Source organism: Streptomyces sp. NPDC057428, from assembly GCF_042803195.1.
GTDB lineage: Bacteria > Actinomycetota > Actinomycetes > Streptomycetales > Streptomycetaceae > Streptomyces.
Genome location: NZ_JBHVCT010000034.1, coordinates 53,068 through 64,616, shown reverse-complemented (window position 1 = coordinate 64,616; position 11,549 = coordinate 53,068). Strand labels below are relative to the sequence as shown.

General features: G+C 70.6%; 9 protein-coding genes and 2 pseudogenes. 4 read left to right on the top strand and 7 right to left on the bottom strand.

What is annotated here, in order from left to right:
• Positions 1-142: 142 nt before the first annotated feature.
• From ACFU5K_RS16115 to ACFU5K_RS16105, 3 genes and pseudogenes are all read left to right on the top strand, one after another.
• Positions 143-595, top strand: a pseudogene (locus tag ACFU5K_RS16115) (cell division protein FtsK); the annotation flags it as partial.
• Between the two features lie 103 nt (positions 596-698).
• Complete coding sequence (locus ACFU5K_RS16110) at positions 699-2,330, top strand: penicillin-binding transpeptidase domain-containing protein (RefSeq protein ID WP_384061459.1); 1,632 nt, start codon at positions 699-701, stop codon at positions 2,328-2,330.
• A 7-nt stretch (positions 2,331-2,337) separates the two neighbouring features.
• Positions 2,338-3,105, top strand: a pseudogene (locus ACFU5K_RS16105) (EamA family transporter); the annotation flags it as partial.
• A gap of 47 nt (positions 3,106-3,152) precedes the next feature.
• Here ACFU5K_RS16105 and ACFU5K_RS16100 read toward each other — a convergent pair.
• The 5 genes from ACFU5K_RS16100 to ACFU5K_RS16080 form a co-directional block, all read right to left on the bottom strand.
• On the bottom strand, positions 3,153-3,950 hold the full coding sequence (locus ACFU5K_RS16100; RefSeq protein ID WP_384061456.1) for an SDR family NAD(P)-dependent oxidoreductase: 798 nt from the start codon (positions 3,948-3,950) through the stop codon (positions 3,153-3,155).
• On the bottom strand, positions 3,947-5,107 hold the full coding sequence (locus ACFU5K_RS16095; protein ID WP_384061465.1) for a serine hydrolase domain-containing protein: 1,161 nt from the start codon (positions 5,105-5,107) through the stop codon (positions 3,947-3,949). The genes ACFU5K_RS16100 and ACFU5K_RS16095 overlap by 4 nt, the downstream gene beginning before the upstream one ends.
• A 77-nt stretch (positions 5,108-5,184) precedes the next feature.
• Positions 5,185-5,955 carry an energy-coupling factor ABC transporter ATP-binding protein gene (locus ACFU5K_RS16090; RefSeq protein WP_384061454.1) on the bottom strand — a complete coding sequence of 257 codons (771 nt, stop codon included), beginning with the start codon at positions 5,953-5,955 and terminating at the stop codon, positions 5,185-5,187.
• Entirely contained in the window at positions 5,952-6,713 is a 762-nt protein-coding gene (gene cbiQ / locus ACFU5K_RS16085; RefSeq protein ID WP_384061452.1) for a cobalt ECF transporter T component CbiQ, read from the bottom strand. Before cbiQ ends, ACFU5K_RS16090 begins: the two co-directional genes overlap by 4 nt.
• Position 6,714: 1 nt before the next feature.
• Positions 6,715-7,773, bottom strand: a complete 1,059-nt coding sequence (locus ACFU5K_RS16080) for an energy-coupling factor ABC transporter permease (RefSeq protein ID WP_384061450.1) — start codon at positions 7,771-7,773, stop codon at positions 6,715-6,717.
• Between the two features lie 181 nt (positions 7,774-7,954).
• On the opposite strand from ACFU5K_RS16080, the gene ACFU5K_RS16075 reads away from it, so the two are divergent.
• On the top strand, positions 7,955-8,320 hold the full coding sequence (locus ACFU5K_RS16075; protein ID WP_384061448.1) for an SsgA family sporulation/cell division regulator: 366 nt from the start codon (positions 7,955-7,957) through the stop codon (positions 8,318-8,320).
• Positions 8,321-8,484: 164 nt separating this feature from the next.
• On the opposite strand, the gene ACFU5K_RS16070 is transcribed toward ACFU5K_RS16075, so the two are convergent.
• Positions 8,485-10,698, bottom strand: coding sequence for an MMPL family transporter (locus ACFU5K_RS16070; RefSeq protein WP_384061445.1), 2,214 nt, complete (start codon positions 10,696-10,698; stop codon positions 8,485-8,487).
• A gap of 120 nt (positions 10,699-10,818) precedes the next feature.
• Positions 10,819-11,391, bottom strand: coding sequence for a TetR/AcrR family transcriptional regulator (locus ACFU5K_RS16065; RefSeq protein WP_384061442.1), 573 nt, complete (start codon positions 11,389-11,391; stop codon positions 10,819-10,821).
• Between the last annotated feature and the right edge of the window lie 158 nt (positions 11,392-11,549).

The following is an 11,549-nucleotide window of genomic DNA, read 5'->3' as shown; positions in this document are numbered from 1 at the left end:
CGGGCCCAGGAAAGCTTCACAACTCACCTAACCCGTGCGGTCCTTCTCATGTCACGGCCCGACCGGGACGATCACTAATTCCCCCAAGGTCGTTAGCCCAGCATGCCGGTCGCTCACTGCCAGCCCATCGGGGTGACTCCAGGGGTCGGCCGGCACTCAGGCCGACGCACCGGTCATCACCCGCGCCGTGGAGATGACCAAGGCGCCCAAGCTCACCAGTGACATCGTGCTGCGGGCCCTCGGGGCTCTCGGGCCTGTCGGGCTCTCGGGATCACTGCGATCAACCAGATGCAGAGCAAGGGCCGGGACGGGCTCACCTTCACTGCCCCCATCACCCGCGACGGTCCCGCATGGCGTGCGGAGGGATATCTCCCCTACGGCGTCACTTTCACCGACGTCATCGAGCGACGGGACAAGCCGGCGTCCGGGCGGCGGCGCCCGCTGGGGTGCGTGTGGCCCGAACCCGTCCCGGACGAGCACACCGGCCGTCTCGTGCTGTGGGTCGGTGATCACGACATGTCCACGGTCACAAAGCCCGCATTGGCCGCTGATCAAGGGCTGGTCCGTCGACCTGTTCAAGCCGGTCTCCTTCGGCGGTCCTGTAACAACCGCCTCAGGCCTCCCCCTTGTCACGTAGGGTGCCATCGACAGCTCTCTTGAACGCGTTCAAGAGAGACTCCGGGGGAGGGGACCACGCAATGCGCAGTGGAGCGAAAGTCGCCGTGATCGGCGGGGTGTTCGTGCTCGTGAGCGGAGGGCTCGGCTACGGCGCGTACAGCCTGGTGCTGGGGGGCGGGGACGGAGACACCGCAACGGCGTCAGCGTCGTCCGAGGTGAAGACCGGGCCACCGAGCGGGGAAGAGACGGAAGCGACCGCGAAGGAGTTCCTCGCCGCGTGGGCGTCCGGCGACGGGACCGCCGCCTCGCTGCTCACGAACAACGAGGCCGCCTCCGAGCCGCTGCTGACCGGCTTCGCCGAGGACGCCCACGTCACGAACGCGGTCATCACTCCAGGCCCGGCCGTCGGCGCGAAGGTGCCGTACACGGTGAAGGCGACGGTGTCCTACGACGGGAAGACCAAGCCCTGGTCGTACGCCTCCGAGCTGACCGTGGTGCGCGGTCTGACCACCGGCAAGGCGCTCGTGGACTGGCAGCCCACCGTGATCCATCCGCAGCTCACCGAGGGCGCGACGCTGAAGACGGGCGAGTCCGCCACCGCCTCGATCGAGGCGGTGGACCACAACGGCAAGGTGCTGGACAAGGAGACCTACCCGTCGCTCGGGCCGATCCTGGACACCCTGCGCGAGAAGTACGGCGACACCACCGGTGGTTCCCCGGGCATCGAGACCTGGATGGAGCCCGAGGGCGGGTCAGCGGCGAACACCACACTCCTGACGCTCGCCAAGGGGAAACCGGGCAAGCTGCAGACCACGCTCGACGCCGACGCCCAGGCCGCGGCCGAGAAGGCGGTCAAGAAGTTCAGCCAGGCCTCCGTGGTGGCCGTGAGGCCCTCCACGGGCTCGATCCGCGCGGTCGCCAACAACCCGGCGACCGGCTTCAACGCCGCGATGCAGGGCACCCAGGCACCCGGTTCGACGTTGAAGATAGTGACCGCCGCGATGCTCCTGGAGAAGGGGCTCGTCTCGGCGAACCGGCCGACGGAGTGCCCCAAGGAGGTGATGTACCAGGGGCGTACGTTCCACAACCTGGACTACTTCGAGCTTCCCGCCTCCACCAGCTTCACCACCAGCTTCGCCCGTTCCTGCAACACGGCCTTCATCAAGCTGATCGACGACACCAAGGACGACTCCGCCCTCCCCAAGGAGGCGCGGGACGTCTTCGGGATCGGGCTGGACTGGAAAACCGGCGTCACCTCCGTCGACGGCGAGGTGCCCGAGGAGACCGGCGGCGAGGCGGCGGCCCAGTACATAGGCCAGGGCACCGTCCAGATGAACGCGCTCAACATGGCGTCCATCACGGCGACCGCCCGCACCGGCACCTTCCACCAGCCCGTGATCGTCCCGCAGTCCCTGGACGACCGGCAGTTGGCCACCGCACCCCGCTCACTGTCGCCGAACGTCACCCGGCAGCTGAACGACATGATGCGGGCCACCGCCTCCTGGGGCACCGGCAAGACCGCCATGGCCTCCGTGGGCGGCGACAAGGGTGCCAAGACGGGCTCGGCGGAGGTCGACGGCCAGTCCACGTCCAACAGCTGGTTCACCGGCTTCAGCAACGACCTGGCGGCTGCGGCGGTCGTCCAGTCCGGCGGCCACGGCGGTGACGCCGCAGGCCCGGTGGTGGCGTCGGTGCTGCGCGCGGGGTCGTAGCGCGGGGCGCTTGCTCTCCTTCACCCTGATCTCCGGCGGCGGCGCACTCATCGGAGCCGTGTTGGTCTGCTTCGCTCCGCTTCCGGCCACAGACGCCTGGCCGTACCTGCTCGTCTCCGCGGGCCTGCACGTGGCCTACATGCTGCTGCTGATGCGCTCGTTCACCCTCGGCGACTTCGGCCAGATGTACCCGATCGCCCGGGGCACGGCCCCGCTGGTCGTGACGGTGCTCGCCGCCGTGTTCGTCGGCGAGCGCCCCGACGGCTGGGCGACGGCGGGGGTGGCGGTGGCCTCCGCGGGGCTCGTCGGGCTGGCACTGTGGGGCATCCGCGGCTCCGGCAGGCGCCCCCACTGGCCCGCGATCCTGGCGGCCCTGGCCACCGGTCTGGCCATCGCCGGGTACACGACGGTCGACGGGGTCGGGGTGCGCGCCTCGGGCACACCGGTCGGTTACATCGGCTGGCTCATGATCGCCGAGGGCGTGGCTATCCCGGCGTACGCCTGCCTGCGCCGACGGGGCGAACTACTCCCCAGCCTACGGCCGTTCATGGCCCGGGGACTGCTGGGCGCGGCGCTCTCGGTCGCCGCGTACGGGCTCGTCCTGTGGGCGCAGACCAAGGCACCGCTCGCCCCGATCGCCGCGCTCCGCGAATCCTCGATCATCGTGGGTGCCGCGATAGGGACGCTGTTCTTCAAGGAGAAGTTCGGCGGCCCCCGGATCGCGGCCGCCGGGCTGATGGTGGTCGGCATCGGGCTGATGCTGCACACGAGTTGAGCCGGAGTCCTGACGGGCGGCCGGAGCGGAGCGCGGGCCGCCACCCCCTACCGAGTTTCGGACTCCCCCGTCATGGCCTTGCGGAATCCCGTGTTGACGCCCAGGAGGCCGCCGTCCACCCGTAGCGTCGTGCCGGTTATCCACGCCGCGTCCTGGGAGGCGAGGAAGGCGACGGCGGACGCGATGTCGTCCGGCTCGCCGATCCGGCCGAGTGGGTAGAGCGAGGCGGCCCGCTTCAGCTCGGCGTCGCGGCCCGCCCAGGCGTCGGTACGGATCGTGCCCGGTGCGACGAGGTTGACGCGGACGCCCCGCGGTCCCGCGTGACCCGCGAGCGTGCGCGTCAGGCTCGCCAGGCCCGCCTTGGCCGCGCTGTAGGCGTGGCCGCCGAAGTCCTGCTCGCCGTTGACCGAGCCGATGGTGACGATCGCTCCGCGCCCGGACGCGACCAGGTGCGGCAGCGCGGCACGGGAGCAGCGGTAGGGGCCGCTGAGCGTGATGTCCAGGGTGTGGTCCCAGGACGCGTCGTCCTCGTCCTCGAAGAGCGCGGCGTCGTCGTGGTTGGCGTAGGCGTTGTTGACCAGGACGTCGAGCCGGCCGAAGACGGCGGCCGCGTGCGCGACGGCGGCCTCGACCGCCGCGCGGTCGCCGACGTCGCAGGCCAGGGATTCAGCGGTGCCGCCCGCCTCGCGTATCCCTTCCGCCGTGCGTTCGGCGCGGCCGGCGTCCAGGTCGGTGACCAGGACGGCCGCGCCCTCCGAGGCGAGGTGGCGCGCTGAGGCGGCTCCGATGCCCTGTCCCGCGCCGGTGAGGAGCGCCGCGTACCCATGGAAGCGTGGAGGTGTCATAGCGCCGACCGTACTGCCCTGACCAGGGCCTGGGCACGGGGGTCGGCGGTGACTCCCTTCTGCAGACCGTTCGTCACATATCCCAGGGCGATGCCCGATTCGGGGTCGGCGAAGCCGAGTGAGCCGCCGCGTCCGGGGTGGCCGAACGATCCGGGGCCCAGGAGCGGTGCTGCCGGGCCGTGCAGCATGTAGCCGAGTCCGAAGCGGGTGCTGACGACCAGCACCCGGTCCGGTCCCGCCGACTCCTCCGTGCGGGCCAGGGTGAGGGTGGCGGGGGCGAACAGGCGCTGCCCGTCGACTTCCCCGATCATCGCGGCGTAGCAGCGGGCGAGGCCGCGCGCGGTGGCGACGCCGTTGGAGGCGGGGAGTTCGGCCGCGCGGTAGGCGGGGTCGTTCTCGTCGGGGAAGGGGGCGATCGCCCCGAAGGCGCGGCGGGTGAGTGAGTCGGGGTCGGCGTAGGCCTCGACGACGGAGCGCTTGGGGCGCACGCGCAGGGTTCCGCCCCCTTCCGCCGGCGGGGCTTCGACGGGCCCGATCCGCCCGATCCGGTGCGCCTCGTCCGCCGGGAGCCCGAACCAGAAGTCGAGACCGAGCGGGCGGCCGATCTCCTCGGCGACCCAGCGTCCGACGGTACGCCCGGTGACCCTGCGGACCAGTTCGGCGACGAGCCAGCTGAAGGTCTGGGCGTGGTAGCCGTGGTCGGTTCCCGGCGCCCAGAGGGGTTCCTGGGCGGCGACGGCCCGCGGCCCGGACGTCTGGTCGGCCGCTTGTGCGGGCGTCAGCGTCACGTCGAGTGCGGCGAGCCCGGCCCGGTGGGCGAGGAGGTGGCGCACGAGGACGCGCTCCTTGCCGTTCGCCTTGAACTCCGGCCAGTAGGTGCCGACGGGGGCGTCCAGGTCCACCTGTCCGCGCTGGTGCAGCATCAGCGGCACGGCGGCGGCGACGCCCTTGCCGGCCGAGCGGACGATCTGGACGGTGTCCACGGCCCAGGGTTCGGTGCCGTCCACGTCCCTGGTGTCGGCCCACAGGTCCACGACCTTGCGGCCGTGGCGGTAGACCGCGACGGCCGCCCCCCGTTCCCCGCGCTGCTCGAAGTTACGGACGAAAGCGTCCCGTACCGCCTCGAATCCCGGCGTCACAGTGCCCCGTACGTCCACGCCTGCTCCCGCGCTCCCGCTCATCCCTCCATGGTGCATCCCTTCGCAGGTGAAGTGGGTGGCGGGTCACCGTCTGTTCACGGACGCGGAACGGACACGGAACGCGGGTCGAAGCCGAAGGGCAGCTCCAGCCGGTGCCGGCGCATGAGCCCGTCGTCGCACAGCAGGTCCTGCGTACGGTCGTCCGCGGTGATCACCCCGTCGCTGAGGATCACGGCCCGGGGGCAGAGTTCGAGGGCGTACGGCAGGTCATGGGTGACCATCAGGACGGTGACGTCCAGGGAGCGCAGGATGTCGGCGAGTTCACGCCTGGAGGCCGGGTCCAGGTTGGAGGACGGCTCGTCCAGGACGAGGATCTCCGGCTCCATCGCCAGCACGGTGGCGACCGCGACCCGTCGGCGCTGGCCGAAGGAGAGATGGTGCGGGGGCCGCGCCGCGAACTCCTCCATCCCGACCCGCTTCAGCGCGGTCATGACCCGGTCCTCGAGCTCGGGGCCGCGCAGCCCGGCGGCTGCCGGACCGAAGGCCACGTCCTCGCGGACCGTCGGCATGAAGAGCTGGTCGTCGGGGTCCTGGAAGACGATGCCGACGCGGCGCCTGATCTCCGCCAGGTTCTTCTTCTGCACGGGCATCCCGGCGACCCGGACGCTGCCGGCACCCGCGTCGAGGATGCCGTTGAGGTGGAGGACGAGCGTGGTCTTTCCCGCGCCGTTGGGGCCGAGCAGCGCGACGCGCTCACCGCGGGCCACGGTCAGGTCGACGCCGAACAGGGCCTGGTGGCCGTCCGGGTAGGCGTAGGCGAGGCCGCTGACCTCGAGGGACGATACGGAAGCGGTGGTCGGGCTCATACGGTCCATCCCAGCAGACACACGACGAGAGCGAACAGGGGGAGTGCCGCCGCGTGCGCCCACTGGGTCCGGGAGGCGGTCACCTCGTCGATGACCGGCATGCTGCCGGTGTAGCCGCGGCTGACCATCGCGAGGTGGACGCGCTCGCCGCGCTCGTAGGACCTGATGAACAGGGCGCCCGCCGTCTTGGCGAGGACACCCCAGTGCCGCACCCCGCGCGCCTCGAAGCCTCGGGAGCGCCGGGCGATCGACATCCGGCGCAGCTCGTCGGTGATGACGTCGCCGTACCTGATCATGAAGGACGCGATCTGGACCAGCATGGGCGGCAGCCGCAGCCGCTGCAGGCCGAGCAGCAGGGAGCGCAGCTCGGTGGTGGAGGCCAGGATCACCGAGGCGGCGACCCCCAGGGTGCCCTTCGCGAGGACGTTCCAGGCGCCCCAGAGTCCGGGGACGCTGACGGAGACGCCGAGCAGCTCGGTCTGCTCGCCGGGTACGACGAACGGCAGTAGCAGCGCGAACGCCACGAACGGCACCTCGATAACCAGCCGCCGCAGCAGGAACCCGGCGGGGATCCGGGCCACGGCGGCGACGGCGGCGAGCAGCGCCGCGTACAGCGCGAAGGCCCAGACGGCCTCGCGCGGCGTGGAGACGACGACCACGACGAAGCAGACGACCGCGGCGAGCTTGCAGTGCGGAGGGAGATCGTGGACGGGCGAGTGCCCGTGCCGGTAGAGCTTGTGCGCGTGTCCGGCTCCCATGTCAGACCGACTCGGCGGTGCGGATCAGGGGTGCGTCGGGCGTTCGGCGACGGCGCACCGTCCAGAACACCCCGCTGCCGACGACGACCGTGACGCCCACACCGATCACTCCGGCGAGGCCTCCGGAGATCCGGGCGTTGCCGATGTCCTTGACGCTGTAGTCGGCGAGCGGGGAGCCGGCGGCGCGGTGTTCCTGGGCCTTCTGGTCGATGCCCTTGTCCGCGGCGACCTTCTCCAGGCCGTCGGGGCTGGCGGAGGCGTAGAAGGAGACGAAACCGGCGAGGACGAGCGCGGTGACCAGCCCGGTGGCCCAGACCTTGCGGGTCGACCGGGCGGCGGCGGGGGCGGGGGCGGGCACGGCGGCCGGGGCGTCGACGAGTTCGCCGGCGACCCGGAGCTTGAGCGGGGCCGCGAGGCCGCGGGCCCCGTGCACCAGGTCGGGACGGACCGCGAGGACGGCGCCGACGGTCAGCGCGGTGATCACCGCCTCCCCGATGCCGATCAGGACGTGGACGCCGACCATCGCCGTGAGGACCTTGCTCACGGGCACGTCGGTGGTCCCGCCGATCGCGTAGATCAGCGTGAAGACGGCGGCGGCGGCGGGCACCGAGACCAGCGCGGCGACGAACGACGCGGCCGTCGTGGAGCGGCGGGTGCGGGGCAGCACGCGGGTCAGGCCGCGGAAGAGTGCGTAGGCGACCACGGTGGTGACGACACCCATCACCGTGATGTTCACGCCGAGCGCGGTGAGACCGCCGTCGGCGAAGAGGACGCCCTGCATGAGCAGGACGACCGCTATGCAGAGCACCCCCGTGTAGGGGCCGACCAGGATCGCCGCCAGCGCCCCGCCCAGGAGATGGCCGCTGGTACCGGCGGCGACGGGGAAGTTCAGCATCTGCACGGCGAAGATGAACGCGGCCACGAGTCCGGCCAGCGGAGCCGTGCGTTCTCCCCCGAGTTCACGGCGGGCCCCGCGGAGACTGACGGCGACCGCCCCTGCGGCGACGACGCCCGCGACGGCGGAGACGGGTGCGTTGATGAATCCGTCGGGTACATGCATGGAGTGGCTCCGCTTTCGGGCGTTACTTCGGGCGGGGTCGGGAACCGCTCAATGATAGGACACTGTTGCGAAGGGCTCGCAAGAGCGCACGAGTGACAACTAATCCGCCTCCCCGGACATGCCTAAATGGGAAAATATGGGACATTAAGGGAAGAGATCTTCACACAGGAGGAGCCGGCCCATGTCCCTCGTGATCCACGAACACATACGTGCCCGGCTCGTCACGGACGGCCCCGACCCCCGGCTGGTCCCGGTCGACCTGCGCTACGACCCCGAGGATCCTAAGACCGTCCAGGTCCGCCTCCCCGGCGAAGTCGACTGGACCTTCGGCATCGACCTCCTGGAACGCGGGCTGCGCTCCCCCGTCACCCGCGGGGACATACGCGTCTGGCCGTGCGGCCGGGCCCAGTTGGTCCTGGAGCTGCACTCAGCCGACGGCGTCGCCGTCTTCCAGCTCGACAACGCGCCGCTGATCCGCTTCCTGACCAGGACCCGCGCCCGCGCGGTGACGCGCAAGGCCGCCGCCCCGTCCGCCACCGGCGCCTGAACGCGTCCGCACACGGCGAGAGCCCCCGTGCCGCGCGCACGGGGGGCGCTCCGCCGCTCCGGTCCCCCGTCCCCACGGTCGACCGGAGCACCGGGGGACGCGTTCCGCTCGGACGTGGACCCCGGAGTCAGTGAGGCCCGGTCCGGTAAGGGCCGGGCCGCTCGTCACGCGCGGACCAGTTCCCGCCCCCCGCCGCCCTCGGCCGGGCCGTCGGAGAGGTTCTTGCGCAGGCCCTCGCCCTCCACGTCGCCGTTGGGCAGGATCCGGTCCAGCCAGTTCGGCAGCCACCAGGCATGCCTGCCGAGCAGGGCGAGCACCGCGGGCACGATGGCCATGCGGACCACGAAGGCGTCGAAGAAGACGGCGATGGCGAGCGAGAAGCCGATCATCTTGATCATCGACTCGCTGGAGCCGATGAAGCCGGCGAAGACCGCCATCATGATCACCGCGGCCGCGGTGACGACCCGGGCCCCGTGGCGGAAGCCCGTCACGATCGCCTGGCCGGGCGACTCTCCGTGGACGTACGCCTCACGCATGCGTGTGACCAGGAAGACCTCGTAGTCCATCGCGAGACCGAAGACCACACCGACCATGAAGATCGGCATCATGCTCATGATCGGACCGGTCTGCTCGACACCGAGGAGGGAACCGAACCAGCCCCACTGGAAGACCGCGACGACCGCGCCCAGGGCCGCGACGACCGAGAGCAGGAAGCCGAGGGCCGCCTTCAGCGGCACCAGCAGCGAGCGGAAGACCACCATCAGGAGCAGGAAGGCCAGCCCGACGACGAGCGCCAGGTAGGGCAGCAGCGCTGCGTTCATCTTCTCCGAGAAGTCGATGTTCATCGCCGTGGCACCGGTGACCAGCACCTCGGCACCCGTGTCGTCCTTGATCTCACCGCCGGCGTCACGGATGGCGTGGACGAGGTCCTCGGTCTCCGTGGAGCTCGGCCGGTCCTTCGGGATGACCGTGATGGTCGCGGCGTCACCGGCCTTGTTGAAGGTGGCCGGGGTGACGGCGGCGACATGACCGATGCCTTCGATCTCCTGCGAGACCCGGTCGACGGCGGTCCTGCCGTCCGAGGCGCCCTTCGTGTCCACGACGACCAGCAGCGGACCGTTGAAGCCGGGGCCGAAGCCGTCGGACAGCGTGTCGTACGCCTGGCGCTGCGTGGTGCTCTTCGGCTGCGAGCCGTCGTCCGGCAGGCCCATCTCCAGCGAGGTGGCCGGCACGGCGACGGCGCCGAGGCCGAGGACACCCACCAGCAGCACCCACACCGGCCGGCGCAGCACGAACCGCGCCCAGCGGGTGCCCATGTTCGGCTTCGCCTCGGGCTTGTTCTCCGCCTCGGCGGCCTTGCGCGCCCTGCGTCCGTTGACCCGCTTGCCCGCGAAGCCCAGCAGCGCCGGGACGAGCGTCAGCGCGATGAGTACGGCGATCGCGACCGTGCCGGCGGCGGCGAAGCCCATCTTCGACAGCATCGGGATGTTGACGACGGCCAGGCCGACCAGCGCGATGACGACCGTCAGACCGGCGAAGACCACAGCGGATCCCGCCGTGCCCACGGCCCGCCCGACCGCTTCCTCCCGTTCCCTGCCCTCGGCCAGTTCGGCGCGGTAGCGGGAGACGATGAAGAGCGCGTAGTCGATGCCGACCGCGAGGCCGATCATCATCGCGAGCGTGGACGTGGTGGAGCCCAGGTCGAGCACGTTGGCGAGGGCCGTGATCAGCGAGACGCCGATACCGACGCCGATGAGCGCGGTGAGCAGCGGCAGCCCGGCGGCGATCAGCGATCCGAAGCTGATCACCAGCACCACAGCGGCGATGGCGACGCCGATGATCTCGGTGGCGCCGGTCTCGGGCATCACCTGGAGTGCGTCACCGCCGATCTCCACGGTCATTCCGCTGTTCTGCGCTGCCTCGCCCGCGTCCTTGAGCGCGTCCCGTGTCCCGTCGGTCAGCTCCATCGAGCTGACCTTGTAGGACACGGAGATGTAGGCGGTGGAACCGTCCTGGCTGACGGCCTTGGCGGCGAAGGGGTCGGCGACCGAGGCGATCTGGTCCGAGCCGGACTTCAGCTCGCCGACGATGTCCTTGATCTCGGCCTTGTTGGCAGACGCGGTCACCTTCTCGCCCTCGGGGGCCTTGAAGACGACACGGGCGGTAGCGCCGTCGGCGCTGCCACCGGGGAAACGTTCCTCCAGCAGGTCGAAGGCCCGCTGGGCCTCCGTGCCGGGGATCGAGAAGGAGCTGGAGGTGGCGGTCGACGCGGAGGCGGCACCGAATCCGGCAAGCGCCAGCAGCGCCACCCAGACCAGTGCGACGTAGCGGCGTCGCCGGAAGGCGAGCCGTCCCAGTTTGTAAAGGAATGTGGCCACGGAGGATGTACTCCCGGTCGGGTCGTTGAGTGGAAAAGGGCGTGAGGAACCAGCCCGACGACGAGAGCGGCGTGTCAGGTGGAGCGTCGGGGAGAGGGCCGTACGGGAGGAGCGGGGACGTCAGACGCCGAGGGCGGGGAACACCACGGATTCGACGTAATCGGTGAGGAACGCCTGGTCGACGGGGTGGTGGTCGACCAGCTCCCGAGCGGCGAACGCGCCGATCATCATGTGGGGCACGTAGGGAAGCGCCGGATTGTCCGCACGCACTTCCCCTCTGTCCACGGCTCGCTGGAGCAGCGTCCCGAGGCCGGTCATCTCCGGCTCGATCAGCAGTTCCCGCAGCGCCTGGAACAGATCGGGGTTGTTGTGGATGGCATGGGTCAGACCCCGCAGCAGCGCGGAGTTCTTCTCCATCTGGCAGTCGTCCGTACGCGCCATCACGGCGAGGAAGTCACCGCGGAGCGATCCGGTGTCGACATCGGCGAGGTGCACCGGCTTGTCGTTGCGGAGCGCCTTGACGACCAGCTCGGGCTTGCTCCCCCACTGGCGGTAGAGGGTGGCCTTGCTGGAACGGGTGCGGGAGGCGATGGCGTCCATGGTCAGGGCTTCGTAGCCGACCTCGCCGAGCAGGTCGAGCACGGCGGTGTACAGCTCGCTCTCGCGTTCCGGCGTGAGCCTGCTGCCTGCCATGTGCCGGCCTCCTCCCTGTGTGCCTGTTGGATCGTACGTCAGTCGATGATCAACCCGGCGAACGAAACTGTTTCGTACACATGGAAGGTAACTCCCCCCGCCTGGCGAAACGAAACAGTTTCGCTTGTGTGCTGCACCACAAGTTGCCGCGGGTCCCT

Excerpts from the sequence above, each read along its gene's own strand:
- ACFU5K_RS16075 (WP_384061448.1), top strand. The coding sequence starts at position 7,955 with ATGTCCCTCGTGATCCACGAACACATACGTGCCCGGCTCGTCACGGAC.
- ACFU5K_RS16110 (WP_384061459.1), top strand. The coding sequence starts at position 699 with ATGCGCAGTGGAGCGAAAGTCGCCGTGATCGGCGGGGTGTTCGTGCTC.
- ACFU5K_RS16090 (WP_384061454.1), bottom strand. The coding sequence starts at position 5,955 with ATGAGCCCGACCACCGCTTCCGTATCGTCCCTCGAGGTCAGCGGCCTC.
- ACFU5K_RS16100 (WP_384061456.1), bottom strand. The coding sequence starts at position 3,950 with ATGACACCTCCACGCTTCCATGGGTACGCGGCGCTCCTCACCGGCGCG.
- cbiQ (WP_384061452.1), bottom strand. The coding sequence starts at position 6,713 with ATGGGAGCCGGACACGCGCACAAGCTCTACCGGCACGGGCACTCGCCC.
- ACFU5K_RS16065 (WP_384061442.1), bottom strand. The coding sequence starts at position 11,391 with ATGGCAGGCAGCAGGCTCACGCCGGAACGCGAGAGCGAGCTGTACACC.
- ACFU5K_RS16080 (WP_384061450.1), bottom strand. The coding sequence starts at position 7,773 with ATGCATGTACCCGACGGATTCATCAACGCACCCGTCTCCGCCGTCGCG.